Origin of the sequence: Limnohabitans sp. Rim11, from assembly GCF_001269365.1 — a bacterium.
GTDB lineage: Bacteria > Pseudomonadota > Gammaproteobacteria > Burkholderiales > Burkholderiaceae_C > Limnohabitans_A.
This window is the reverse complement of sequence record NZ_CXOM01000001.1, coordinates 608,810-632,093: the sequence shown is the minus strand read 5'-3', so window position 1 is coordinate 632,093 and position 23,284 is coordinate 608,810. Positions and strand designations below refer to the sequence as shown.

At 49.2% G+C, this 23,284-nt stretch carries 28 protein-coding genes; 18 read left to right on the top strand and 10 right to left on the bottom strand.

Going from position 1 to position 23,284, the window contains the following annotated elements:
- The first annotated feature begins 86 nt into the window (after positions 1-86).
- The 16 genes from AMM03_RS03090 to AMM03_RS03015 all read left to right on the top strand — a co-directional run bounded on the left by AMM03_RS03090 (position 87) and on the right by AMM03_RS03015 (position 13,817).
- Positions 87-596 carry a thioredoxin domain-containing protein gene (locus AMM03_RS03090; RefSeq protein ID WP_228764536.1) on the top strand — a complete coding sequence of 170 codons (510 nt, stop codon included), beginning with the start codon at positions 87-89 and terminating at the stop codon, positions 594-596.
- A gap of 189 nt (positions 597-785) precedes the next feature.
- Entirely contained in the window at positions 786-1,049 is a 264-nt protein-coding gene (locus tag AMM03_RS03085; RefSeq protein WP_090129318.1) for a c-type cytochrome, read from the top strand.
- Between the two features lie 29 nt (positions 1,050-1,078).
- Positions 1,079-1,411 (top strand): hypothetical protein, encoded by a 333-nt coding sequence (locus tag AMM03_RS03080; protein ID WP_228764535.1) that lies wholly within the window; start codon positions 1,079-1,081, stop codon positions 1,409-1,411.
- Positions 1,412-1,555: 144 nt separating this feature from the next.
- Positions 1,556-2,131 carry a DUF302 domain-containing protein gene (locus tag AMM03_RS03075; protein ID WP_090128968.1) on the top strand — a complete coding sequence of 192 codons (576 nt, stop codon included), beginning with the start codon at positions 1,556-1,558 and terminating at the stop codon, positions 2,129-2,131.
- A gap of 14 nt (positions 2,132-2,145) precedes the next feature.
- A complete protein-coding gene (locus AMM03_RS03070; RefSeq protein WP_090128967.1) occupies positions 2,146-3,468 on the top strand; it encodes an OmpP1/FadL family transporter in 1,323 nt (440 codons plus the stop codon).
- A 168-nt stretch (positions 3,469-3,636) separates the two neighbouring features.
- Positions 3,637-5,025: a sulfite dehydrogenase gene (gene soxC, locus AMM03_RS03065; protein ID WP_090128966.1), complete on the top strand. Its 1,389-nt coding sequence runs from the start codon at positions 3,637-3,639 to the stop codon at positions 5,023-5,025.
- The gene (locus AMM03_RS03060; RefSeq protein ID WP_090128965.1) at positions 5,009-6,109 is read left to right on the top strand and encodes a c-type cytochrome; all 1,101 of its coding nucleotides are present in this window, start codon (positions 5,009-5,011) and stop codon (positions 6,107-6,109) included. The genes soxC and AMM03_RS03060 overlap by 17 nt, the downstream gene beginning before the upstream one ends.
- 87 nt (positions 6,110-6,196) lie before the next feature.
- Complete coding sequence (gene soxY, locus AMM03_RS03055) at positions 6,197-6,652, top strand: thiosulfate oxidation carrier protein SoxY (protein ID WP_090128964.1); 456 nt, start codon at positions 6,197-6,199, stop codon at positions 6,650-6,652.
- Positions 6,653-6,695: 43 nt separating this feature from the next.
- Positions 6,696-7,007, top strand: a complete 312-nt coding sequence (gene soxZ, locus AMM03_RS03050; protein WP_194942735.1) for a thiosulfate oxidation carrier complex protein SoxZ — start codon at positions 6,696-6,698, stop codon at positions 7,005-7,007.
- A gap of 79 nt (positions 7,008-7,086) precedes the next feature.
- Entirely contained in the window at positions 7,087-7,890 is an 804-nt protein-coding gene (gene soxA / locus AMM03_RS03045) for a sulfur oxidation c-type cytochrome SoxA (RefSeq protein WP_090129315.1), read from the top strand.
- Between the two features lie 14 nt (positions 7,891-7,904).
- Positions 7,905-8,567: a sulfur oxidation c-type cytochrome SoxX gene (gene soxX / locus AMM03_RS03040; protein ID WP_090128963.1), complete on the top strand. Its 663-nt coding sequence runs from the start codon at positions 7,905-7,907 to the stop codon at positions 8,565-8,567.
- A 63-nt stretch (positions 8,568-8,630) separates the two neighbouring features.
- Positions 8,631-10,367 carry a thiosulfohydrolase SoxB gene (soxB, locus tag AMM03_RS03035; RefSeq protein ID WP_090128962.1) on the top strand — a complete coding sequence of 579 codons (1,737 nt, stop codon included), beginning with the start codon at positions 8,631-8,633 and terminating at the stop codon, positions 10,365-10,367.
- A 12-nt stretch (positions 10,368-10,379) separates the two neighbouring features.
- On the top strand, positions 10,380-11,420 hold the full coding sequence (locus AMM03_RS03030; RefSeq protein ID WP_194942734.1) for an MBL fold metallo-hydrolase: 1,041 nt from the start codon (positions 10,380-10,382) through the stop codon (positions 11,418-11,420).
- Between the two features lie 89 nt (positions 11,421-11,509).
- Positions 11,510-12,835: a DUF3422 family protein gene (locus AMM03_RS03025; RefSeq protein WP_090128961.1), complete on the top strand. Its 1,326-nt coding sequence runs from the start codon at positions 11,510-11,512 to the stop codon at positions 12,833-12,835.
- A 20-nt stretch (positions 12,836-12,855) separates the two neighbouring features.
- On the top strand, positions 12,856-13,203 hold the full coding sequence (locus AMM03_RS03020) for a rhodanese-like domain-containing protein (protein ID WP_194942733.1): 348 nt from the start codon (positions 12,856-12,858) through the stop codon (positions 13,201-13,203).
- Positions 13,200-13,817 carry a class I SAM-dependent methyltransferase gene (locus AMM03_RS03015; protein WP_090128959.1) on the top strand — a complete coding sequence of 206 codons (618 nt, stop codon included), beginning with the start codon at positions 13,200-13,202 and terminating at the stop codon, positions 13,815-13,817. Before AMM03_RS03020 ends, AMM03_RS03015 begins: the two co-directional genes overlap by 4 nt.
- 15 nt (positions 13,818-13,832) lie before the next feature.
- On the opposite strand, the gene AMM03_RS03010 is transcribed toward AMM03_RS03015, so the two are convergent.
- Genes AMM03_RS03010 through AMM03_RS02995 form a run of 4 tightly spaced genes read right to left on the bottom strand, consistent with a single transcriptional unit; the run spans position 13,833 to position 16,991 of the window.
- Complete coding sequence (locus tag AMM03_RS03010; RefSeq protein ID WP_090128958.1) at positions 13,833-14,867, bottom strand: cytochrome d ubiquinol oxidase subunit II; 1,035 nt, start codon at positions 14,865-14,867, stop codon at positions 13,833-13,835.
- The gene (locus AMM03_RS03005) at positions 14,860-16,209 is read right to left on the bottom strand and encodes a cytochrome ubiquinol oxidase subunit I (RefSeq protein ID WP_090128957.1); all 1,350 of its coding nucleotides are present in this window, start codon (positions 16,207-16,209) and stop codon (positions 14,860-14,862) included. Before AMM03_RS03005 ends, AMM03_RS03010 begins: the two co-directional genes overlap by 8 nt.
- A 36-nt stretch (positions 16,210-16,245) precedes the next feature.
- A complete protein-coding gene (locus AMM03_RS03000; RefSeq protein ID WP_090128956.1) occupies positions 16,246-16,587 on the bottom strand; it encodes a carboxymuconolactone decarboxylase family protein in 342 nt (113 codons plus the stop codon).
- A 23-nt stretch (positions 16,588-16,610) separates the two neighbouring features.
- A complete protein-coding gene (locus AMM03_RS02995; RefSeq protein ID WP_090129313.1) occupies positions 16,611-16,991 on the bottom strand; it encodes a rhodanese-like domain-containing protein in 381 nt (126 codons plus the stop codon).
- Between the two features lie 185 nt (positions 16,992-17,176).
- Here AMM03_RS02995 and AMM03_RS02990 point away from each other — a divergent pair, with 185 nt between their 5' ends.
- Complete coding sequence (locus AMM03_RS02990) at positions 17,177-17,305, top strand: DUF3149 domain-containing protein (RefSeq protein ID WP_090128955.1); 129 nt, start codon at positions 17,177-17,179, stop codon at positions 17,303-17,305.
- A 9-nt stretch (positions 17,306-17,314) separates the two neighbouring features.
- Here the strand turns inward: AMM03_RS02990 and AMM03_RS02985 are convergent, their stop codons facing one another.
- The 6 genes from AMM03_RS02985 to modA all read right to left on the bottom strand — a co-directional run bounded on the left by AMM03_RS02985 (position 17,315) and on the right by modA (position 22,691).
- Entirely contained in the window at positions 17,315-18,019 is a 705-nt protein-coding gene (locus AMM03_RS02985; protein ID WP_090128954.1) for a Crp/Fnr family transcriptional regulator, read from the bottom strand.
- 82 nt (positions 18,020-18,101) lie between these two features.
- A complete protein-coding gene (locus AMM03_RS02980; protein WP_090128953.1) occupies positions 18,102-18,539 on the bottom strand; it encodes an acyl-CoA thioesterase in 438 nt (145 codons plus the stop codon).
- Between the two features lie 24 nt (positions 18,540-18,563).
- Positions 18,564-20,186, bottom strand: a complete 1,623-nt coding sequence (locus AMM03_RS02975; protein WP_090129312.1) for a B12-binding domain-containing radical SAM protein — start codon at positions 20,184-20,186, stop codon at positions 18,564-18,566.
- 16 nt (positions 20,187-20,202) lie between these two features.
- Complete coding sequence (locus tag AMM03_RS02970) at positions 20,203-20,922, bottom strand: alpha/beta fold hydrolase (RefSeq protein ID WP_090128952.1); 720 nt, start codon at positions 20,920-20,922, stop codon at positions 20,203-20,205.
- A 12-nt stretch (positions 20,923-20,934) separates the two neighbouring features.
- Positions 20,935-21,900: a Bug family tripartite tricarboxylate transporter substrate binding protein gene (locus tag AMM03_RS02965; RefSeq protein ID WP_090128951.1), complete on the bottom strand. Its 966-nt coding sequence runs from the start codon at positions 21,898-21,900 to the stop codon at positions 20,935-20,937.
- A 41-nt stretch (positions 21,901-21,941) separates the two neighbouring features.
- Complete coding sequence (modA, locus tag AMM03_RS02960; protein ID WP_090128950.1) at positions 21,942-22,691, bottom strand: molybdate ABC transporter substrate-binding protein; 750 nt, start codon at positions 22,689-22,691, stop codon at positions 21,942-21,944.
- Positions 22,692-22,796: 105 nt separating this feature from the next.
- Between modA and AMM03_RS02955 the strand changes: the two genes are divergently transcribed.
- Entirely contained in the window at positions 22,797-23,282 is a 486-nt protein-coding gene (locus AMM03_RS02955) for a CoA-binding protein (protein ID WP_090128949.1), read from the top strand.
- The last annotated feature ends 2 nt before the right edge of the window (positions 23,283-23,284 follow it).

The following is a 23,284-nucleotide window of genomic DNA, read 5'->3' as shown; positions in this document are numbered from 1 at the left end:
TTGACTCAAGCTTCAGGCTGCAAAGCCTTTACTTGGACAAAAATGAAACAGCCTTCAATTGTCGCCTCTTAACAAGCAGAAACATCATGTCATCGCTAGATGAATTTACCCCCATAGGTATAAAAAGACGTCAGTTTTTACAAAATTGGGGGTCATTGAGCGCTTTAAGCCTAGGCAGTCTAGCTCTCAACGTCACTGCAGCGTCAGCCAAACTGCCTTCTTCGAAGTCATTAAATGAAGAGTTGGAGACGGCGCTCAAAACCAAAGAACCACTGATTGTGATGGTCAGTTTGGAAGGTTGTCCGTTTTGCAGAGTGGCGCGTGACAGCTACCTGGGACCCATGCAAAAACAAGGCATGCCCATCGTGCAAGTTGACATGCGAAGCGAGTCGCTGTTGAAGAATTTTGCAGGACAATCTCAAACCCACGACCAAATGGTCAAAGCTTGGCGTGTCAGCATTGCGCCAACCCTTCTTTTCTTTGGTCCCAAAGGCAAAGAAGTGGCCGAGAGAATGGAAGGCGGTTATTTGCCTGATTTTTACGGTGCCTACCTTGACGAGAGAATTTCGGCAGCCCGCAAAATTTTGCGGGCTTAAGGGGAAATTTGTAAACTAAAAGTCGACCACGCCATCGGGTAAATACTTAGGCATCAATCATTACAACTTTATCCCAAAAGTCTTGACTTCAGTTAAATTAGCGCTTGGTTATATATTCAACTCATGAGGGAAAAAATGACTTTCAACACAGCGCTTAAAGCAACTTTAATCACCGCCTTTTTGGCTTCTATGTCCGCAATGGCCAACAGTGATTTGGCCAAAAAGAACGCCTGCATGGCCTGCCATGCCGTCGACAAAAAATTGGTGGGCCCAGCCTATCAAGAAGTTGCAAAGAAATACGCAGGACAAAAAGATGCTGCCGCTACTTTGGCTAAAAGCATCAAAGCTGGTGGTTCTGGCAAGTGGGGCCCTGTTCCCATGCCCGCTCAGGCAGCACTGAGCGATGCCGACGCAACGACACTGGCAACTTGGATTTTGGCTGGCGCCAAATAATCTCTTCTTCAAACAGGTGGATTAAAGCCATGAATACACTTTGCAAATCCTTCATTGCTGGAGGTGCATTGTTTTTTGCAATGTTCAATCAAAACGCTTTGGCCCAGCCTGCTTTGTTCAAAGACGCCGACTTGAAACTCGGCGCTCAATTAATTGCTCAAAACAAATGCGATGCCTGTCATCAACAAAGAGTTGGAGGCAATGGCAGTGCCATGTATAAGCCACAGGGTCGTATCAACACCCCAGGCTTTTTAAGAGGCATGGTTGAGCAATGCAATACCGAACTCAACCTAGGCTTTTTCCCCGAAGAAGTCACCGCTGTTGCAGCAGTCTTAAACCGTGACCATTACAAGTTCAAATAACAGTTCCTGACGTCCATCTTACCCTACCCCCTAGGGTATTCTCCGATACCGCAATTGTCACAATGAGTTGACAATCTCTATTGAACTGGAGATTTGGGTATGCACACAAATCTTGACAGCATTGTGTGTAACTAAGGAGAAATTATGCGATTCGGATTAAAACAAGCCACATGGATTGGCCTTTTGACAGCTGTTTTTACATTGTCTGGCTGCAGCACCATTGGCACCCTTTCCAAATTAGAAGATGGCGCTGGCGCTGAAGCCAGTCGCATGTGGGATCGTTGGATCGAAGGCAATGGCGACATTGCGGTAGCAACCACTTGGGAGCGCAAAGTTGCCAAAGGCGTGACAGCCAATGACATCGAACAAATCCTGAAGCAAGTTGCCACAGAGCGCAATATGAAAGACGTGGGGACCTTGCCTTTGTCAAAGGAACTCGAAGCGCGTACCGGCCAAAAGCAAAAACTCTTGACCGTTTACTCCTTCTGTACACCCACTACAGCACGCAGAATGGTGGACTTTAGCCCCCACATGGCAGCATATCTGCCCTGCCGCATCACCGTGGTCGAAAAAGAAGACGGTCTTTGGCTTTACACCCTGAACATGGACATGATGGTCAAGATGGGCCGCAAATTGCCATCCCCCTTAAAAGAAGAAGCCAGAGCCGTGCGAGACACCCTCTGGGAAATGATGGAGCGCGCCTCCAAAGGTGAAATTTAATTCAAGGAAACAACATGCGCATTCAATTTAAAAAACAAACAACCGCTATTGCTGCTTCTCTCTTAATGGCGGGCACTTCAGCCTGGGCCACCAATGGCATGGTTCTTGAGGGCTATGGCCCCGTCGCCATGGCCATGGGTGGTGCAGCTGCCGCCTTTGACAATGGCACAGCCGCCATGATGAACAACCCTGCCACCTTGCAAATGGGACCAGAAGGTACACGCTTGGATTTGGCAGTGGGTGTTTTAGGCCCCAAGGTGTCCACGACTGTGCCAGGTTTTCCTAGCGCCAAGTCAGGTGGAACCTCCTATGTAATGCCAGCTGTGGGCTGGGTTCGTAAAACTGGCAATACAACGTGGGGCGTCGGCATGTTTGGTCAAGGTGGCATGGGCACTGAATATGCTGCCAACACCTCTCTGGCCATGGGCTCAGGTTCAGATGTGCGTTCAGAATTGAGCGTGGGTCGTGTGTTATTTCCAGTTGCCATGCAAGTCAATGACAAATTGAATGTGGGCGCCACGCTGGACTATGCTTGGTCTAACTTGGACATGAAGATGGCCGCTACAGGTGCTCAACTAGGTGCCATGGTCAATGGCATGCCGTCTGGCAACTTGGGTATGGCATTGCCACAACTGGCACAAGCACCATGGGCTCGAATCGACTTCTCCAACACCAGTGATTACAGCGGCGCTGCCAAAGCCACTGGTTGGACTGGCAAATTGGGCTTAACCTACCAGGCCACGCCTGAGATGACCTTGGGTGCCAGTTACCACTTCAAAACATCACAAGGTGACATGAAGACATCGACCACAGGTGCCAGTTTAAGTGCCCCTGGCGGTTTTGCAGACATGGGGCAGATTAAAGTGCTGGACTTTCAAATGCCTGCAACTCTGACGGTTGGCATGGCCATGCAAGCATCACCATCCCTGACATGGGCTGCAGACATCAAACGCATTGAATGGTCCAAAGTGATGCGTCAGTTCTCCATGAGCTACACCAGCGCCGGTATGGGCGGCAGCGTTAGTTTTGCCATGCCTCAACACTGGGAAGACCAAACCGTGGTTTCTTTGGGCGCTGCGTACCGCATGAATGACCAACTGACTGTTCGTGGCGGCATTAATATGGCAAGCAACCCCATTCCCAATCAATGGGTGAACCCCTTGTTCCCTGCCATCATAGAAGACCACATGACTTTGGGTGTTGGTTATCAAATCAGCAAGCAAACTCAACTAGATTTTGCGCTGTCACATGCAAGCAAAGTGACAGTAGCTTCACCCATGGCTTCTATCTCTCACAGCCAAAACAATTGGCAACTCATGCTGAGCCACCGCTATTGATGGCATCTCCTGACAGCCAATTGACATAAGTCAATTGGCTGTCAATTGACTTTGACATAATTATTCGTTTACTTTGTAATTTTGCATTCAGTTGAGTCCCAGAAAATGGGCTTACTATATAAGCAATAACTAATTTAAAGTCCGTCAAAAAGCGTAAAACAAGGAGCAATGGTGAAAGATCAAATAAATGCTTCAGGACGCATTATCAAAGCGCCTGAAAATTTCATAAGCCCAGAGGGCGTCAAAACTGTCTTTGCAGAGGGCAAACAAGGTCGTCGTGACTTTATTCGCAGCGCCTTTGCAGCTGCCTCAACCGCAACTGCTGCAGGTGTTGCAGCGGTTTCAGCACCGGCTGCCTTTGCGCAAGGCAATCCCCTTCCGAAAGAAGGTGGCGATCCCAATATCTTGAATTTGCCAGAACACGCTACTGGCCTCGGTCAAGGCGTAGCAACTGAAGGTTATGGCAAACCTTCCAAATTTGAATCCAATTTGCAAAGGCGTCAAAGCCCAGGTTTGACACAAACCACTCAAGCTTCGGTTTCATTTGCACCTCTTCAATCTTTGTTTGGCATCGTCACGCCCAGTGGCTTGCACTTCGAACGCCACCACCAAGGCTGGTGGGATATTGATCCCTCCAAACACCGCTTCATGATCAATGGCATGGTTAAAAACCCAAAGGTTTTCACCATGGACGAGATCATGCGTTTGCCTTCTGTGTCACGCTTTCACTTCATCGAGTGCGGCGCCAACACAGCTGTTGATTGGGGCAATGTGGCCGTACCAACTGTGCAATACACACACGGCATGTTGTCTTGCAGTGAATTCACTGGCGTTCCCCTGATTACCTTGCTTGAGTTGGCTGGTGCCGACTTGAAAAACGGCAAGTTTGTCTTGGCTGAAGGTGGCGACGGTTCTTCCATGACCCGCACCATTCCCATGAGCCTGATTACATCAGGTGAAGTTTTGGTGGCCTATGGTCAAAACGGCGAAATGCTTCGTCCTGAAAACGGTTACCCCCTGCGTTTAGTGGTGCCCGGTATTCAAGGCGTCAGTTGGGTCAAATACCTGCGTCGCGTCGAAGTGGGTGACAAGCCCTATGCTGCCAAAGACGAAGCCATTCACTACATTGACTTGCAACCCAGTGGTCTGCACCGCCAATACACCAACATTCAAGAGTGCAAGAGCGTGGTCACCACACCCTCTGGCGGTCAGGTGATGCTTGACAAAGGTTTCTACAACATCACGGGCTTGGCTTGGTCTGGCAAGGGCAAGATCAAACGCGTAGATGTGTCTACAGATGGCGGCCGAAACTGGCGCCAAGCAAGGCTTGAAACCCCCGTTTTGTCCAAAGCCTTGACTCGCTTCAACTTAGATTGGGTTTGGGATGGCAAGCCTGCCATTATCCAAAGCCGCGCACAAGACGACACAGGCTATGTGCAACCAACTTACAAACAACTGCGTGATGTCCGTGGCACACGCTCCATCTATCACAACAATGCCATTCAGTCATGGTTGGTTCAAGAAAATGGCGAGGTGAAAAATGTTCAAGTTTCGTAATACAGTTTTGATCCTCGCTGCGCTCTTCTCAAGCGCAACCGTGTTGGCTCAAAGTACCAAGTACCCTGGTGTCGGCCGCGATGCGACGCCAAAAGAAGTTGCAGCCTGGGATATCGATGTTCGCCCTGATTTCAAAGGCTTGCCAGTGGGTTCTGGTTCTGTGGCCAAAGGACAGGATGTTTGGGAAGCCAAATGCGCCCATTGCCACGGCATTTTTGGTGAATCCAATGAAGTGTTCAGCCCATTGATCGGTGGCACAACTGCAGAAGACATCAAAAATGGACGAGTGGCAAACCTGACTCGTACCGACTACCCCGGTCGTACTACCATCATGAAGGTTGCAACGGTATCCACCTTGTGGGACTACATCAACCGTGCTATGCCTTGGACCAACCCCAAAACATTGACCACCGAAGAGGTGTACGCTGTCACGGGTTTCTTGCTGAATTTGGCAGGTATCGTGCCTGACAACTATGTGTTGTCTGACAAAAATATTGCCGAGGTACAAAACCGCATGCCAAACCGCAATGGCATGACCACAGCTCATGCCATGTGGCCAGGCAAGGAGTTTGGCGGTGTTGCCAAGCCAGACACACAAAATGTGGTGTGTATGAAAGACTGTGCGCCTGAAGCCAAAGTCGCCTCTTTCTTGCCAGACTTTGCACGCAATGCACACGGCAATTTGAGCGAGCAAAATCGTTTGGTCGGACAGCAAAAAGGCGCGGACACAACCAAACCAGAAAGCGCGGCCACAAATTCAGGCGCTACAGCACCTGCCGCTGCTCCGCCAGCTACCGCACCTGCTGCAGGCAAAGCTGTCGACGCCAAGTCAGACAACAAAGCTGTGATCGCCATGCTGGGCAAATACACTTGCACAGCCTGCCACGGCATTGACAAGAAAATTGTCGGCCCTGGCTTCAATGAGATTGCCAAAAAGTATCCTGGCAAAGTTGATTATTTGGCAGGAAAAATCAAGGCAGGTGGCGCGGGCGTTTGGGGACCCATCCCCATGCCGGCACAAAACTTGAGCGATGGTGATGCCAAAACAATTGCAACTTGGATTGCAAACGGCGCACCAAAATAATCAGGCATGCTAATGAAATTCTGGTTTTCCAGAGTTGACTTTGGCAACCATTTCAATAGCATCAACTTATTCACAAGGAGAATTCAGATGCAAACACGTCGCGAGACACTCAAACAGAGCATGGTGGTTGCAGGTTTGCTAGCTTCTGCTGGCTTCCCTCAATTTGCGCATGCAGCCTTCAACAAAGTTGGCTTCGATGCCAAGTCTGTTCAAGATGCAGTCAAAGCTTACGGTGGTGGCAACATCACTGAAAGCAAAGATGTCACCATCTCTGGTCCAGACATCGCTGAAAACGGTGCTGTCGTGCCTTTGGGCGCCAGTACAACATTGCCAGGCGTCAAGCACATGTTGGTTTTGGTTGAAAAGAACCCTTCCGCATTGGTTGCCATGTTCCATGTCAGCGATGCCGTAGAAGCCAACTTCTCTACACGCGCCAAAATGGGCCAATCTTCAGACGTTTACGCTGTGGCCATCATGGCTGACGGCAAGGCTTTGTTTGCCAAAAAAGAAGTCAAAGTTACTTTGGGCGGTTGCGGCGGTTAAGCCCTAAACCCAAGTTTATTTACACATATTCAGGAGAGAAAAAATGGCAGATCCAATGCGCATTCGCGCTCAAGCCTCTGGCGACAAAGCAACTGTTCGTGTTTTGATGAGTCACGAAATGGAATCCGGTCAGCGCAAAGATGCAGCTGGCAAATTGGTTCCAGCAATGTACATTCAAGAAGTCACAGCGTCCCTCAATGGCAAACCTGTTTTGTCAGCCGAGTGGGGCCCCGCCGTGTCAAAGAATCCATTCTTGCAATTTGCAGTCAAAGGCGCTAAGGCTGGCGACAAAATTGCTGTGACATGGAAAGACAGCAAAGGCGACACACGCACTGACGAAGCCACTGTGTCTTAATTGATGCAGTGAACAAACAAGGGTGAAGAATCAATCTTCACCCTTTTTCTGTTTAAAAAGTTAACTCACAGAGATGACCATGAAACAAACCTTAAGCGTAATTGCAGCTGCAGCGTGCTTCGCCTTCAGCCTCCCTAGCCTCGCACAAAAAACGGCTAGCCAAGGCATTGATGAATACCGGGCTATGTTGCAAGACGGCAACCCCGCGGACTTGTTCGAAGCCAAAGGTGAAGGCCTGTGGAAACAGAAACGCGGCCCCAAAAACGCATCCCTTGAGCAATGCGATTTAGGAAAAGGCCCTGGCGTTTACAAGGGCGTATTTGTTGAGTTACCCAAATATTTTGCAGACACTGGCCGTGTCCAAGACCTTGAATCACGCTTGCTAACCTGCATGGAAACGCTTCAAGGTTTGAATGCTGCTGAAATTGCCAAGACTTCTTTTGGCAAAGGCGAACAAGTCAACATGACTGCCTTGGCCACATGGATCGCAGCCGAGTCTAAAGGCATGAAATTTAATTTGTCCCAAGCGCATCAAAACGAAAAAACTTTTTATGAAGTAGGCAAGCGCTTGTTTTTCCAACGAGGCGGTCCACATGACTTTTCATGTGCGTCATGCCATGCTGAAGATGGCAAACGCATTCGCTTGCAAGATCTGCCCAACCTGACCAAGAATCCTGGCGATGGCATTGGTTTTGCAGCTTGGCCTGCCTACCGTGTGTCCAACGGTCAAATGTGGGGCATGCAGCAGCGTTTGAACGACTGCTACAGGCAACAACGATTCCCCTACCCTGGCTTTGCCAGTGATGCCACCATCGCGTTGGGCGTTTACTTAGGCGTGAACTCCAAGGGTTCTGCGTCCATTGCCCCCGCCATTAAGCGTTAATAGGAGACATTGCAATGAAAAAAATCAATTCAAAACTTCGTAACACGCTCGCCATTGCGGGTGTTTCTCTGCTTGTCGCCGGTTGCGCATCGGCCCCTTCTGTTGCCGAACTCAATGCACTCACAGATCAAATTGCGAAGGCATCTTTTCGCGATCAAGGCATTGTCAAAGCCAGCCTTCTGAACACCGACGAAACCAACCGTGCTTGTAGCGAAGCCGACGTCATGGGCAAGCCTTTAGACGAAAAAACAGCCAAGGTCATTGAACAGATCAACATGAAAGCCATCAAATGGCCTTCAGATGGCAAGTTCTTGGGTGACTGGAAAGAAGGCGAGAAAATTGCTCAAAATGGCCGTGGTCTGACCTTCACTGACACGGCAAGTACTGTCAATGGCGGCAATTGCTACAACTGCCACAAAATTGACGACAAAGAAATCTCTTACGGCACCATTGGCCCTAGCCTGCACAACTACGGCAAAATCCGTGGCATCACAGACCCCAACAGTGCCTCAGCCAAACCCATCGTGGAATACACATGGGGCAAAATTTGGAATGCAAAGGCTTACAACGCCTGCTCGAACATGCCACGTGCTGGTCACAGCGGCATCTTGACTGAAGCTCAAGTTCGTCACGTTGTGGCTTTGTTGCTCGATCCAAAATCACCTGTTAACAAATAATCCTTTCAAAAACCCGGTTGCGCCGGGTTTTTTTGGTCACCATATATTAGCGAAGACAAAAGTATGAACCTCTCTAAACGTGAATTTATGCAAGTCATGGGCGCTGGCACCATGGCCGGTTTGGGCATGGGCACCTATGCAGATGCCGATGCAGCCACTGCTGCCAACGGTCTGTATGACATTCCAAAATTTGGTAATGTCTCCTTTTTGCACATGACCGATTGCCACGCGCAACTTAAACCGATTTATTTCCGCGAGCCCAACATCAATTTGGGCTTGGGCAGCATGAAAGGCAATTTGCCGCACTTGGTAGGTGAGCATTTGCTGAAGTTTGCCAAAATTCGCCCAGGCACCTCCGAAGCCCACGCGCTCACCTATTTGAACTACGAAAAAGCTGCAGCGCGCTACGGCAAGGTCGGTGGTTTTGCTCACTTGGCCACTTTGGTCAAACGCATGAAAGCTAGCCGCCCTGGTGCATTGTTACTTGATGGCGGTGATACATGGCAGGGCTCTGGTACTTGCTTGTGGACCAACGGACAAGACATGGTCGATGCATGCAAATTGCTGGGTGTCGATGTCATGACTGGCCATTGGGAATTTACTTTGGGCATGGACCGCGTCAAAGAAATTGTCGAAAAAGACTTTGCTGGCAAAGTTGACTTTGTTGCACAAAACGTCAAAACACAAGACTTTGGCGATCAAGTTTTTAAACCCTACGTCATTAAAGAAATCAACGGCGTACCCTGCGCCATCATTGGTCAAGCGTTCCCCTACACGCCTATTGCCAACCCTCGTTACATGGTGGCCGACTGGGCCTTCGGTATTCAAGACGAGAACATGCAAAACATGGTCAATGAGGCCCGAGGCAAAGGCGCCCAAGTGGTGGTGGTCATTAGCCACAACGGCATGGACGTTGACCTCAAGATGGCCAGCCGAGTCAGTGGTATCGACGCCATCATGGGTGGTCATACGCACGACGGTATGCCCGTGGCAACGTTGGTCAGCAACAAGGGTGGCAAAACCATCGTGACCAATGCCGGCTCCAACGGCAAGTTCTTGGGTGTACTCGACTTTGAAGTCAAAGAAAAACGCGTCACAGATTTCCGTTACAAGTTGTTGCCCGTGTTCTCGAACATGCTCCCAGCGGACAAAGAGATGGATGCGCTCATTACCAAAATTCGTGCGCCCTACGAAACCAAGCTGAACGAAAAGCTCGGCATCTCAGAAGGCTTGTTGTACCGTCGTGGCAACTTCAATGGCACTGGCGATCAATTGCTGGTCGACGCCTTGATGGATGTGCAAGGCGCTGAGATTGCCTTCTCACCTGGCTTCCGTTGGGGTACAACGCTGCTACCAGGCCAAGCCATCACGCGTGAATGGTTGCTCGACATGACTGCCACCACTTACTCCTATGCGACCGTCACAGAGATGACCGGAGAAACCATCAAAACGGTTCTGGAAGACGTTTGCGACAACCTGTTCAACCCAGACCCCTACTACCAACAAGGCGGCGACATGGTGCGTGTGGGCGGCTTGCAATATCAGTGCAACCCTACCGCCACCATGGGCAAGCGCATTGAAGAAATGCGTTTGAACGGCAAGCTCATTGAATCAGGCAAAAAATACAAAGTGGCTGGCTGGGCGCCTGTTGCGGAAGAAGCCCGCACGCAAGGCAACAAGCAAGTCTGGGAAGTGGTTGAGCAATGGCTCAAAACACAACCCAACGGTCGCATCAAACCAAGGCAACTCAATGCACCTAAAATCACAGGTGGATTGCCTAACCCAGGTTACGTTGCTTAAGGGAGTTCTTTTATGGCCCATGCTCAATTCAATTCCTTGGCTCAGGCCACTCTGAAGCGTCGCTCCTTTTTGGGGGCGGGTGCAATCGGTTTAGGTGCCTTGGGCATGTGGCCAGAAATACAAACTTTTGCAGCCGACGTCAATGACTTTGTCACAGGCCCCCCTGTCAAAGACATTCCCCCTGTTCAAGTGTCCAAGCATGTTTGGATGATTTATGCGCCAGATGGTTTTCCAACGCCAGAAAATCGCGGCATGATGTCTAACGTCACTTTTGTTGTCACTTCAGCTGGCGTAGTGGTTTTGGATTCAGGCAGTTCATTGCAAATTGGGCAAATGGCCATTCGCATGATTAAAAAGGTTACCCCCTTACCTGTCATTGCAGTCTTCAACAGCCATTTCCACGGCGACCATTGGTTAGGCAACCACGCTTTTGCAGAGGCATATGGCGCTCAGTTGCCCATTTATGCTTTGGCCAAAACAATTGAAACCATCAAAGGCATGGAAGGCAATACATGGCGTCTCTTGATGGAGCGATGGACCAACCAATCGAGTGCGGGCACCAAAACAGTGGCGCCTAATCGTGTGGTCACGAACGGTCAAAAATTGAGTTTTGGTGATGTTGACTTCGTCATGCACCATTACGGACGAGCGCACACCGACGCAGATTTGAGTGTGCAAGTGGTCCAAGACAAGGTCACCTGCATTGGAGACATTGCCATGTCCAACCGCATTGCCAATATCGACGATGGCTCATATGCTGGCACCTTCAAATACTATAAAGCACTGACCGACAGCATTGGCGAGCAAATTTGGCTACCAGGCCATGGTCAACCTGCCAAGGATCTATTGCAAACATATGGTGAATTTATGGCGGGCATCTGGGAGCCTTGTTTGCAAGCTGTCAAAGACGGAAAGTCTGAAGCAGAGGCAAAAGCCATGGTACTGAAAGATCCTCGTGTTCAAAAACGAGCAAAAACCATGCAGGGTTTTGACGGCAACATCGGAAAATATATCAGTCTGGCTTATTTGGAAGCTGAAAAAGAAGCGTTCTGAGCTTTAGTTTTCAACCCGGGTACGGTGGGCTCTTAGTCAAATTTGCTGTCCAACAAGATCTAACATGTTAGACGCACCAGAGAAATTCAATGACTGAGCTCACACCATTCAAATTACCTCGCGACGATGACTTGCGCTTCGTCCTGCACAACGAAATTCACACACGTCCGTCTGCAAGCATTGGACTCCCTGCATTGATTTTTTATGTTGCAGTCATCAACCGGGAGGTGACTCTTCAAGATGAACTGAAACACCTGCAACAACTGCCAGGTCAATCGTCTTGTTCAATCGAAAAGTTAAAAACAAACTTCTGCCAAATTCAGTTTGAATCGCATACTTTAATCTGGGAGCGTCACACAGAATTCACGCGCTACACCATCATTCAAAAATTGCCAGATGAGGTCATTTGGGGGCACGCCTTTCCCGATCTATCGCCTGCTGTTGCCACAGGCAGCGAGTGGTTGGAGTCAATTCCTGGCAAAACCATTACAGCCATTCAATTGGTCATTTTGAAGGAAGGCATGGATGACCCTCGAGCACTTCGCCATGCAAAACTTTGGCTAGGCGATAGCTCATTGATTGGCGCCAAGATGGGCAGAACCGCCACTGGCCACCCACACTCACATTTGATGTCCAATTTAAGAATTGACTCTCAAGGATTTGAAAGAGTTTTGGTCCTGGCCTCACCAGAAACTTCACCCAACCGTGCAGGTCGAATAGCTCAACGTATTTTGGAACTAGAGACTTACCGAATGATGGCCTTGCTCAGTCTGCCCGTTGCCAAAAGCCTTGGTAGCAAACTTGCGCAAACTGAGGTTCAGTTGGTCGAAATCACACAAAGACTCGAAAAGAAAGTTGATGCAGATGAAGTCTTACTGAAAGACTTGGCCAGCTTAGCCGTACAAGTTGAAAGTGCAACCGCAGAGCACAGTTACAGGTTCTCTGCAGCGCGAGCTTACAACGCCATTGTGCTAGAACGAATTTCAGAAATGCGAGAAAGTCCGCTGTCAGGAATGCAATCTGTCGGAGAATTCATGCAGCGACGGCTTGCTCCAGCCATGGCCACAGTCAATGCCACATCAGACCGATTGGGCAACTTGGCTCAACGTATTTCAAGAGCCAGCGCCTTGCTCAGAACGCGTGTCGAAATTGTTGCCGAACAGCACAACCAGCAACTGCTTGAAAAGTTAACGCGCGGCCAAGCGCTTCAATTGCGCCTGCAGTCAACGGTGGAGGGTTTGTCCATTGCCGCCATCACTTACTACGTCGTTAGCTTGGCACTGTATGTTGGTAAAGCCATCAAAGCACTAGGGCTGAATATCAATCCTGAGCTATTTGCAGGATTGATGATTCCATTTATTTTGTTTTTTGCAAGAAAAACAATTCAAAAAATTCACCAACAAATTAACGATTAGTCGTTGCTAGAAAGTTCATGATGGAACAATTTTTAAAAGAGTATTGGCCGTTTCTACTATTGATTCTTTGGTTCACCTACAAGTGGTGGCGCGCTAAGCAAGTCAAAACACAACTGCCGGCACTCAAAAGTGAAGGGGCAACATTGGTCGATGTGCGATCCGTAGGTGAGTTTGCTCATGCCAATGCACCAGGCACCTTGAACATTCCCTTGTCAGAGTTGGGCAGTCGTCTCAACGAAATTCCAAAAGACAAGCCTGTGGTTGTGTGTTGTGCCAGCGGCTCGAGAAGTGGTATGGCCAAACTTTTATTGCTCAAGAATGGCTACCGCAACGTTCACAACATTGGCAATTGGAGCAACCTGGCATGACGCAGTTTTCAAACCCATTGGCGCGTTGGAATGAGCGCTTCGCGACAGACGATTACCTTTTTGGTGAAAAACCCAACCAGTACTTGGCTGACAAAACACCCTTTCTGCAAAAAGGCAAAGCATTGTCGATCGCAGACGGTGAAGGCCGAAACAGTGTCTGGCTAGCGTCTCAAGGATTTGATGTAGATGCCTTTGACTTCTCGCCTGTTGCCATTGAGAAAGCTCAAAAATTGGCAACCAAACACAAAGTCAACGTCAACTTTCATTGCAGCGACTGGGAAAGCTTTGATTGGAAGGCCAATCAATACGACACCATTGCAGGCGTCTTCTTTCAGTTTGCCGATCCACAAGCTCGCACACAACTCTTTGAGAAATTAAACTTCTCGCTCAAAGCCGGTGGTACCTTGATCATTCAAGGTTATGACAAGGCGCAAATGCAATACAAAACAGGTGGTCCTGGCATTCTTGAAAACCTGTATGACGAAGCGCTGCTGATCAGCTCATTTAAAGGCTACAAAATCTTAGACCTTAAAACCTATCTTCAAGAAGTCGATGAAGGTCCTGGCCACAGCGGCCTCTCGGCGCTCGTAGGATTCATTGGGCAAAAGCCATAACCCGAGAGCAAGCGCTCAATAGCGAAGCTGGGTCGACTTGCCCCAAAACACTCGGTATGCAAAGACGGTGTAGCCAATGATCACAGGCAGCACAAGCACTACGCCATAGAAAATGACCAGCAATGCCTCTGGTGAACTGGCTGCTTGCCAAATGTTGATCTTGTCAATGACCAACCATGGGAACAGGCTGTAGGCCAACCCGTAAAAAGAGAGCAAAAAGACACCCACACTGCTGGCGAATGGCACCCCTGCCCCGTATTGATTTCCTTGAGCAAAGCGTGTTGGCAATCTGGACAAGCTACGCCATATGACCACAAATAAAGCCAGTGTCGTGGCTGGAATGGGCAACAGCATCAGCAAGTTTGGAAAGCTAAACCACTTGTCGAAGATGCGTGGACTGACCAAGGGGGTTGCCACAGAAATGGCCAATACGCCTGCAGCAGTCAACCACAAACTAGCCTTGGCCCACTTGACAGCCTTCAATTGCAGCGCACCTTCAGTTTTCATGATCAACCACCCAGCGCCCAATAAGCGGTAAGCAAACACCAAGCAAAAGCCAATCAAGGCGCTGAACAAGTAGCCTGCCGCATCTTGTTGGAAGCCCGTGATGAGCTGGCCCAACATAAAGCCTTGCGACCAAGAGGCGAGCAAAGAACCGATGTAAAAAGTTTTGTCCCACAAAGGGCGATGCTGCGCCTTGGCTTTGACCCGAAAGTCAAACGCCACACCGCGCAAAGATAGTGCCACCAGCATGAGCGCGACAGGCAAATACAAAGCGCCCAAAATAACGCCATGGGCCATGGGAAAACCGACCAGCAAAACGCCCACGCCCAACACCAACCAGGTTTCGTTGGCGTCCCAAAATGGGCCGATGCTGGCAATCATGATGTCTTTTTGTGCCACTGAATCGGCGCTGTCTAGCAAAGCACCGACACCCAAGTCGTAGCCATCCAAAATGACGTAAGCCAGCATAGACAAGGCCATGACCAATGCAAATACCAATGGAAGCCACCCCGCTGGGGTCGTCAAATCCACACCAAACTCAGACATGGCTTAACTCTTTCAGGTTGGTCTTGGTTTCAAGCCCGCCATCTACAGCCTTCTTGGCCAGGTAAAAAACCACAGACACATATGCACTCAGCAAAGCGGCATACAAGGTGAGATACATGGCCAATGAAAGCGCAATGTTTGCCGCAGGCACTTGCGAGGCTGCTTGGGCCGTCGTCAAAACGCCATGCACCAGCCAGGGTTGGCGACCAATTTCTGTAACGTACCACCCCGACACAAGCGCTACCCAACCTGCAAAAGTCATGGCCACCAAGATCATGGCAGTGCGCTTTGAAAGTGTATTTTTAAATTTAAGCTCGTAGCTTGCAAACCAACTGACCGCCAGCATCAGGAGCCCCATGCCCACCATGATGCGAAATGCCCAAAAAACCGGCCCAACCGGTGGATGCTGATCACCAAAATCTTTGATGCCCTTGACCTCACCGTTCCAATCGTGAGTCAGATAAAAAGATGCCAACTTAGGGATGGCAATTTCATATAGATTAGATTGCGTGGCCTTGTCTGGGATGGCAAATAACACCGCCGGGACGCCCCGCTGTGTTTCCCAAATACCTTCCATGGCTGCCAATTTGGCAGGTTGGTATTTGAGGGTATTGAGGCCATGTAAATCGCCCACCACAATTTGCACAGGAATGAGCACGGCGGCCACCATCACACCTGTGCGCAAAGCGGCCATCACGTCTTTGGCGCGATCGTTTTTAAGCCAACGGTAAGCGCTTATACCGGCGAGCAGAAATGAGCCTGTCAAGCCAGAAGCGATGAGCATGTGCGTCATGCGATAAGGAAACGAGGGGTTGAAGATAACCTCCAACCAACTTGTGACGTGAGCTTGCCCGTTGATCATCTCAAAGCCTGCAGGTGTGTGCATCCATGAGTTGAGGGCCAAAATCCAAAAAGCGGAAGCAGTGGTGCCTAAAGCCACCAACCAAGTGGCCAAGGTGTGCACACTTTCGCTTACGCGTCCTCGGCCAAACAGCATGATGCCCAAGAAGGTGGCCTCCAAGAAGAATGCCGTCAAGACCTCATAAGCCAACAAGGGACCCGCCACATTGCCAACGGCGTTCATAAAACCTGGCCAATTGGTTCCAAACTGGAAACTCATGGTGATGCCACTGACAACACCCAAGGCAAAGGTCAGTGCAAAGATCTTGACCCAAAACTGGTATGCATCCATCCAATGCTGCAGGCCCGTGGCAACAAACCGAGTTTTGAAAAACAACAAAAACCACCCCAAGGCGATGCTGATCGTTGGAAACAAAATATGGAACGTGATGTTGGCTGCAAATTGCAACCTAGCCAAAACAATGGGATCAAGCGCGTCCATGCTATGTATTTCTGTATGAGGTGAATGAGGCCGAAATCAAGCCAAGGTATCCCAAGCTTTGAGGGCTTCTGCAGAATACATCAGAGCGGGGCCGCCGCCCATATAAACGCAAATGGTCAGCATCTCTTCTAATTCTTCTCGTGTACAACCCATCTTGAGTAAGGCCTTCACATGAAATGCGACACAACCCGAGCAATGCTGCGTGATGCCAATCGCCAGCGCAATCAGTTCTTTGTTTTTTGCGCTGATAGCGCCTTCAGCCATGGCCGCCTTTGCCAATTGACCAAATCCTTGCATGGCTTGAGATTGTGATTTGCGAAAAGGCGTAAGGGATTCATTGATGTTTTGAATCAATTCAGCGTGTTCAAAGGTACTCATGAAATCGTTCTTTCTAGAGAGGATTAGTCAAAAGATGGCGCAACTGGTTTTTCAACATGAAAACCAGCCGCTTGCCATGCGTCAAAACCACCCGCAATAGAGCTGACATTTGAGTAGCCCATTTCCTTGAGCGATTGAGCGCACAAGGCTGCCCTGCCACTTGTTTTGCAATACAAGGTAATTTTGAGATCGCGCGATTGAAATTGCGGGTTAGCCGCAAGCTTGAACTCCAACATGCCGCGTGACATGTGAATAGCACCTGGCAAATGTCCTGCCTGAAACTCCTCTGCTTCACGAACGTCTATCAAGACGTCGTTTTGCGCAATCACAGCAGGTGCTTTGTCGATTGGAACTTCAAGGACCGCTTGTTTGGCGGCTGCTACCAAGTCGTGGGGTGTTTTCATTTTGCGAACCATTTCAATCAATTCAAGTACGCCCAAATATACCCCCTTAGGTATAAAAATGTCCAGTCATTTATGCCAATTAAATCTACACAAGACTTAACGTAGATCAAAGCGAGCTTGTTGCAACACCAGCAAGATGCACCCATGTAGTTTGCTATTTCAATCACTCACAGAAGGAGAAAATAATGAAACTTTTACACGACTTGTTTTTCACAGACTACGGCCTGATGAGCTTCATCGGCATCGTGTTCATGCTTGGCATGGGGGTATTTTTTCTGAGGCTGTTTTTGTCTGGTACAGCGCCTAAACCCTGAGCGCCACAGTCAGGCGGAGTGCAATGCTTTTTCGTTTTGAATGCGGTACAGACGACCCGCTTTGTCCAGTGGCTGAATTACTTGCTCGCGAACTAGACCGCTCACTTCGCGACTGACGGTTTCAAGCTTGAGGTCCATCATGGCACCCATGTCTTCACGCGAGAACATGCTGCTTTCATCGGAAGACTCGTCGTGGCGCATTTTGAGAATGAATTTGGATACCCTTTGGCGTGCTGTTCCAAAATTCAAGTCAGCCAACCAATCGTCAGCGCCTTTCAGGGCTTGTTGCCATTTTTGCATCAAGCGGTTGTGAAGTCTGGGCGACTGGGTACTCAAGTTGTGCATCACACTGAGAGGAATTCTGCAAACCTTGACATCATTCAGTGCGACAGCTTCAGAATCAAAGTATCCTGTCGCTAAAGCCTCAATACCGACTACATCGCCAGCTCGCAAAACACGAATGATGCGCTCTCTGCCGTCTGACGTAGAACGAACCAATTTAACCATGCCTTGGCGCAAGGTATAGACACCTATGGCTTTGTCGCCCTCTGAATACAAAAGTCCGCCAACTGGGTATGCCATGTCATCAATGGGGGCATGAATGAGCCCAAAGTCTTCTTCATTCAAATCAGCAAATAAGACCAAATCGCGAACGCCGCAAGATCGGCAATCAGAAGTGCCTTTCCAAGCAGATTCAATGTGAATTGGGATCATTTATTAAAGCTTCATGAAAGATAAAAATAGACAGAGATGGATCTACTGGTTAAAGATTTTAATCTAGCAAACCCAATTCATGTCAATCGCATAAAGCCTGCAAGACCGCGCGAGTATTCTCAGGAATGGGAACAGGTTTGCTGGTACTGCGATTAACATAGACATGCACAAACTCACCCACTGCCGAGGCATCATTGGCGTCATTGCAGAACAAGCCAATTTGGTAACGCACGCTGCTATTGCCCAGATGTATTACCTTGAGCCCTACTGCCACAGTGTCTGGAAAAGTAATCGATGAGAAGTACGTGCACTTGCTTTCGATGACCAAACCAATCGCGTCACTGCTAGACAAGTCGAGAACGCCTTGTTGAATCAAATGGCGATTGACAGCGGTATCAAAATAAGAATAGTAAACAATGTTGTTGACATGACCATAGGAGTCGTTGTCGTTCCAACGGGTTTCAATGTGAGAAAACTGTTTGTAATCTGAGCGCTGAGTTGGCTTTTGTTTTTCGGTCATGGTGCAGGGTCCTGCAGAGATTAATTAGGCAACGTGCCGATTTTGACGGTTTTTAAATGACTGCAATTCTCCACCATTGGTATGAACTTGGTCTAACTTATCGCCGCCCAACAACAAGCGCTCCTGCGCCAAACATTGGGGCCTAGCCCTTGCGCCACTGGCCAGATAGTCTTCCAACAAAAGGGGCCTGACTAGATCCGCATCGAAGCCACGCGCCTTCGTTAAATAGTCAAAAACACCGTCGACCAATATTTCAGGACTGAGCCCATAGGTCTTGCCCGTGCCCGCCCAAAGTGCATCTGAAAACTGCATGAAAGACCAAAATGCAGAGTTTTGCGTTTCAGTGGGCGCCATCAAGAGCGAAATTGTTTTTTTGAATCGGCCTGAATTGACGACCAAATCCCAATACTTGGCCATTCTTGCAAACCTTTGAATCGAGGTGCGATCCAAATCCTTGGTTTGTTGAACCATATAGGGCGGCTGCGCGTCGTACACCATGCCATGTGTTTGTGTGTGCCGATCAATGGGTGTGCCGCGCAAACGTTTCAAAATACCCAGTTGAATTTCTTGGGGGCCAATGGCCCAAAGCCTGTCAAAGCCAATGGCAAAACTCTCCATGGTTTCACCAGGCAGCCCAAAAATCAAATCAGTATGCAAGTGCGCATTGGATTGCGTGATCAACCAGCGTAAGTTGGCTTCAGTTTGAACATTGTCTTGACGCCTAGAAATGAGTTTTTGAACTTCTTCATTGAAACTCTGAATGCCCACCTCAAACTGCAAAACGCCTGGCGGGAATTGGGCAATCATGGCCTTAAGTCGATCGGGCAAATGATCGGGAATTACCTCGAAGTGAACCAGCAAATTTTCAGGTGATTCGCTTGCCAATCGATCTAAGAAAAACTGCAGGATTTGAATCGACGATTCAATTTTGAGATTGAAGGTACGGTCGACGAATTTAAAGTTCCGAGCACCCCGTTTGTACAGAATGTCTAACTCATTCAGAAAGGGCGACAGGTCAAAAGCCCAAGCTGTTTTGTCCAATGAACTGAGGCAAAACTCACATTTAAAAGGGCAACCACGCGACGCCTCCACATACAAAACGCGGTGCGCCAAATCGTCATCTGAAAAGTGCTGATAAGGCAATTCAATTTGATCCATGGGCGGTTGTTCGCCTTGAATCACTTTCATGAGTGGCTTGGGGCCATAGACCAGGGCATTGCAAAGTTTAGGGAAACTCACATCACCCCAACCCGTAATGACGTGGTCGGCCATTTGAACTATGTCTTGCTGCTCAATTTCGTGACTCACCTCGGGTCCGCCAAGAATGATCTTGATCGAGGGCCTGGCCATTTTGAGCTGACGGACCAAGACAGTCGTTTGCAACACATTCCAGATGTAAACGCCAAAGCCAATGATTTGAGTTTGGCCCAAATTGACGGGGCCCAACTTGGCTAGCAGGTCTTCTACCATGTCAGCCGTTTGGCGCGCCAGGGTGTATTCCACAATCAAAGTTTGAGCAGCCAACTCGGGCCGCCCATGCCGACTCATATTGGCTAACAAATATCGCAGGCCCAAAGACGCATGAATGTACTTGGCATTCAAGGTGCACAAAATGATGGCAGGGTTGTGTTGTTGTAGCTCAGCCATCATGGCGTGACAAAGATCAGGCGCATTTTGAAAGCCACAGATTCATTGCATGCGCCACTTCCTGAGGCTTCTCCATGGTGGCCATATGACCTGCCCCGGCAATGATAGAAAGCATTGCATGGGGCACGTAGGGCATCATTTCTTCGTGTTGGGTTGGGGTTGACCATGAGTCATGCTCGCCACACAAAATAAGTGTTGGCACTTGAATGGTTTTGAGAACATCTGTGGCGTCTTGGCGGAAGATCAAAGCCAAAAGTTGACGGGCAAAGATGTCTGAAGTTTTGGTCTCAAACATGTTCAATATTTGGTCAATCAAATCTGTATCGGCCAAACGGCTTGGGCTCACCATGCCCTTGACCCATTCTTGGGCCATTGCTCGGACACCTCTTGATTGGGCTATCTCTAGCAATGCCAATCGTTTGCCAACTTCAATTTCTCCTGCTGCCCCTTCGGCCTTGGGTAGGCAACCCGTATCCATCAAGGCAACACCCGCCACACGTTCGGGTGCCATGCGAAGAACCTCCAGGGCAACCCTGCCCCCCATAGAATGTCCAGCCATCAAAAACTGGGGCGGTGCACTGTCTAGGACCTGCTGCGCCATTTGCGTCAATGAATTGGCATTTTGATGATCCACCATTTGGCAAGTTTGGGTGGCATCAAAGTAAGGCAACAGCGGCTCCCAAACTGTGTGGTCGCACATCAGTCCGGGAATTAAAACCAAGGGTAATTTTTTCATTGGCAATTGCACTTAATCGGCTTTGGCGCCAGAGCTTTTGACCACAGCGGCCCATTTGGGTACCTCCGCTTTTAAAAATGAACCAAACTCAGAGACTGAGTTGGGGGCTGCCGCCATGCCCAACTGAGTAAATCGATCCACCACATCGGCCGAGGCCATGGCCTTGTTGAGAGCGGCATTCAATTTGTTAATGACATCGGGTGGTGTGCCCGCTGGTGCAAAGAAGCCAAACCACGTGTAGTCATCAAATTCCTTGAAGCCATATTCTGTAATGGACGGTACATCGGGCAGCAAAGGCGAGCGTGTTGCACTTGTCACGGCCAAGGCTTTAAGTTTGCCAGCTTTGATCATGGGTACAGCAGGCGGCATGGAGGTGGAGGCAATTTGGGTATGCCCAGCTACCACCGCATTGATGGCCGCCGCAGGTTGGTAAGGCACATGAACGATGTCAATTTTGGCGGCTGTTTTTAAACGCTCCATCGACAAATGGGTGGTGGTGCCGATGCCTGAAGACGCATAGTTAAAGGGCGATTTTTTGGCAAGATCAATTAGCTCTGGCAGTGTTTTGGCTGACACACTGGGATTGACTGTGAAGATATTGGGTGTTTTGGGTCCCAAGGCCACAGGCACAAAATCTTTCAGGGCGTCGTATCCCGCATCGGCATACAAAGAAGGGTTAACAGCAAATGCAACGCTGTGAACCAAGACCGTATAGCCATCTGCTGGGGCCCGTTTAACTTGAGCCGTTGCAATGTTGCCCCCTGCCCCGCCTTTGTTGTCGACAATGAAATTGCCACCCGTCAATTCATTCAATTTTTGAGTCAAGGACCTGGCCACAATGTCGGTAGAAGATCCTGGGGCAAAGGCCACCACCAGTGTGACGGGCTTGGCCTTGGGCCATTCGTTTTGAGCACTGGCTTGAAAGCTCAAACCACACAGCACCGTAGTAGCCAGCATGGCTTTAAATAACTTCTTCATTTTTGTCTCCTGTGATTGAATGGACGCGTCTATCAACTTCTTTATTCTGTTAAGTAGCCATAGGACTTCATGACTGCTTTGGCTTTTTCGCCCTTCAGGTACATCAAAAGCGCTTTAGCTGCCGAATTGTCTTTACCGTTTTTTAGCAGAATAACATCTTGGCGAATTGGTTTGTACAAATGGGGCGGAACAATCCAGGCCGATCCAGATGTCAATTGGCCATTGGCAAAGACTTGCGACAAAGCCACAAATCCGACTTGTGCGTTCTGCGTCGAAACAAACTGGTAGGTTTGTGCAATGTTGTCACCCTGAACCATTTTGGGCTTTAGTTCCTCCAGCAGTCCCAAGGCTGTCATGGTTTCCCATGCGGCCACACCGTAAGGGGCCAGTTTGGGATTGGCCAAAGCGATGCGCTGAATATTTTTGCCACTCAGCACTTGGCCTTTGTCATCGACCAAGCCGTCTTGTTTGCTCCACAGAACCAATTGACCGATGGCATAGTTAAAGCGCGTGGCGGCTACGCCCAAGCCTTCTGTTTCTAGCTTTTGCGGGGTGATTTGATCGGCTGATAAGAAGACATCAAAGGGGCCACCATTTTTAATTTGGGCATAGATGCCGCCCGTTGCGCCAAAGGACATCTTTAGCTGATGGCCTGTGTCTTTCTGAAAAGATGCCGCAATTTGCTGCATCGGCGCAGAAAAATTGGCGGCAACAGCGACCAGGGCCTCCTCTGCTCTCAAATTTGTCGCATAAGCAACAAATAGAAAGGTCCACACGAAAGACTTGCGCATTCAAACTTTCTTTTAAGGGGTATAAATACAAATCCCAATGAATACTAAATGAATACTAAGGGAAATCCATCTCCCCGATTTCATTTAACTTCACTTTAATTCTGTATGCACAACGATGTTCAGCAACTGCGGCACATTCTTAAATCTGCCAAGACCATAGCCGTAGTGGGCCTCTCTGCCCAATGGCACCGCCCCAGTTTTTTTGCGGCCAAGTACATGCAAGAGCATGGCTACAAAATCATTCCGGTCAACCCCCGATATGCAGGCGGCGGTCAATATCCCGCAGAAGAAATTCTGGGTCAAACCTGTTACGCCAGTCTGCTCGACATTCCCGAAAAAGTCGACATGGTGGATGTCTTTCGAAAGGCGGAAGATGTATTGCCCATTGCCCAAGAAGCCCTTCAAATTGGCGCTGCCTGTTTGTGGCAGCAACTGGGCGTCGAAAATCACGAAGCCAATTTGCTCTTTCAAAATGCCGGACGACAGTCGGTCACCAACCGCTGCGTCAAAATTGAGCACGCCAGAATTTTTGGCGGCCTCAATTGGGTCGGTGTCAACACTGGCATTATTTCGGCCAAGCGCCCTGTTTGAGG

Bases quoted from the DNA above. Each gene is read 5' to 3' on its own strand.
- soxC (WP_090128966.1), top strand. From the start codon at position 3,637: ATGGTGAAAGATCAAATAAATGCTTCAGGACGCATTATCAAAGCGCCT.
- AMM03_RS03075 (WP_090128968.1), top strand. From the start codon at position 1,556: ATGCGATTCGGATTAAAACAAGCCACATGGATTGGCCTTTTGACAGCT.
- AMM03_RS03060 (WP_090128965.1), top strand. From the start codon at position 5,009: ATGTTCAAGTTTCGTAATACAGTTTTGATCCTCGCTGCGCTCTTCTCA.
- soxY (WP_090128964.1), top strand. From the start codon at position 6,197: ATGCAAACACGTCGCGAGACACTCAAACAGAGCATGGTGGTTGCAGGT.
- AMM03_RS03070 (WP_090128967.1), top strand. From the start codon at position 2,146: ATGCGCATTCAATTTAAAAAACAAACAACCGCTATTGCTGCTTCTCTC.
- AMM03_RS03010 (WP_090128958.1), bottom strand. From the start codon at position 14,867: ATGTCTGAGTTTGGTGTGGATTTGACGACCCCAGCGGGGTGGCTTCCA.
- AMM03_RS03080 (WP_228764535.1), top strand. From the start codon at position 1,079: ATGAATACACTTTGCAAATCCTTCATTGCTGGAGGTGCATTGTTTTTT.
- modA (WP_090128950.1), bottom strand. From the start codon at position 22,691: ATGCGCAAGTCTTTCGTGTGGACCTTTCTATTTGTTGCTTATGCGACA.
- AMM03_RS03000 (WP_090128956.1), bottom strand. From the start codon at position 16,587: ATGAGTACCTTTGAACACGCTGAATTGATTCAAAACATCAATGAATCC.
- AMM03_RS02970 (WP_090128952.1), bottom strand. From the start codon at position 20,922: ATGAAAAAATTACCCTTGGTTTTAATTCCCGGACTGATGTGCGACCAC.
- soxX (WP_090128963.1), top strand. From the start codon at position 7,905: ATGAAAAAAATCAATTCAAAACTTCGTAACACGCTCGCCATTGCGGGT.
- AMM03_RS02980 (WP_090128953.1), bottom strand. From the start codon at position 18,539: ATGACCGAAAAACAAAAGCCAACTCAGCGCTCAGATTACAAACAGTTT.
- soxB (WP_090128962.1), top strand. From the start codon at position 8,631: ATGAACCTCTCTAAACGTGAATTTATGCAAGTCATGGGCGCTGGCACC.
- AMM03_RS03015 (WP_090128959.1), top strand. From the start codon at position 13,200: ATGACGCAGTTTTCAAACCCATTGGCGCGTTGGAATGAGCGCTTCGCG.
- soxA (WP_090129315.1), top strand. From the start codon at position 7,087: ATGAAACAAACCTTAAGCGTAATTGCAGCTGCAGCGTGCTTCGCCTTC.
- AMM03_RS02990 (WP_090128955.1), top strand. From the start codon at position 17,177: ATGAAACTTTTACACGACTTGTTTTTCACAGACTACGGCCTGATGAGC.
- AMM03_RS02955 (WP_090128949.1), top strand. From the start codon at position 22,797: ATGCACAACGATGTTCAGCAACTGCGGCACATTCTTAAATCTGCCAAG.
- AMM03_RS03025 (WP_090128961.1), top strand. From the start codon at position 11,510: ATGACTGAGCTCACACCATTCAAATTACCTCGCGACGATGACTTGCGC.
- AMM03_RS02995 (WP_090129313.1), bottom strand. From the start codon at position 16,991: ATGAAAACACCCCACGACTTGGTAGCAGCCGCCAAACAAGCGGTCCTT.
- soxZ (WP_194942735.1), top strand. From the start codon at position 6,696: ATGGCAGATCCAATGCGCATTCGCGCTCAAGCCTCTGGCGACAAAGCA.
- AMM03_RS03085 (WP_090129318.1), top strand. From the start codon at position 786: ATGTCCGCAATGGCCAACAGTGATTTGGCCAAAAAGAACGCCTGCATG.
- AMM03_RS02965 (WP_090128951.1), bottom strand. From the start codon at position 21,900: ATGAAGAAGTTATTTAAAGCCATGCTGGCTACTACGGTGCTGTGTGGT.
- AMM03_RS02975 (WP_090129312.1), bottom strand. From the start codon at position 20,186: ATGGCTGAGCTACAACAACACAACCCTGCCATCATTTTGTGCACCTTG.
- AMM03_RS03030 (WP_194942734.1), top strand. From the start codon at position 10,380: ATGGCCCATGCTCAATTCAATTCCTTGGCTCAGGCCACTCTGAAGCGT.
- AMM03_RS02985 (WP_090128954.1), bottom strand. From the start codon at position 18,019: ATGATCCCAATTCACATTGAATCTGCTTGGAAAGGCACTTCTGATTGC.
- AMM03_RS03020 (WP_194942733.1), top strand. From the start codon at position 12,856: ATGGAACAATTTTTAAAAGAGTATTGGCCGTTTCTACTATTGATTCTT.
- AMM03_RS03005 (WP_090128957.1), bottom strand. From the start codon at position 16,209: ATGGACGCGCTTGATCCCATTGTTTTGGCTAGGTTGCAATTTGCAGCC.
- AMM03_RS03090 (WP_228764536.1), top strand. From the start codon at position 87: ATGTCATCGCTAGATGAATTTACCCCCATAGGTATAAAAAGACGTCAG.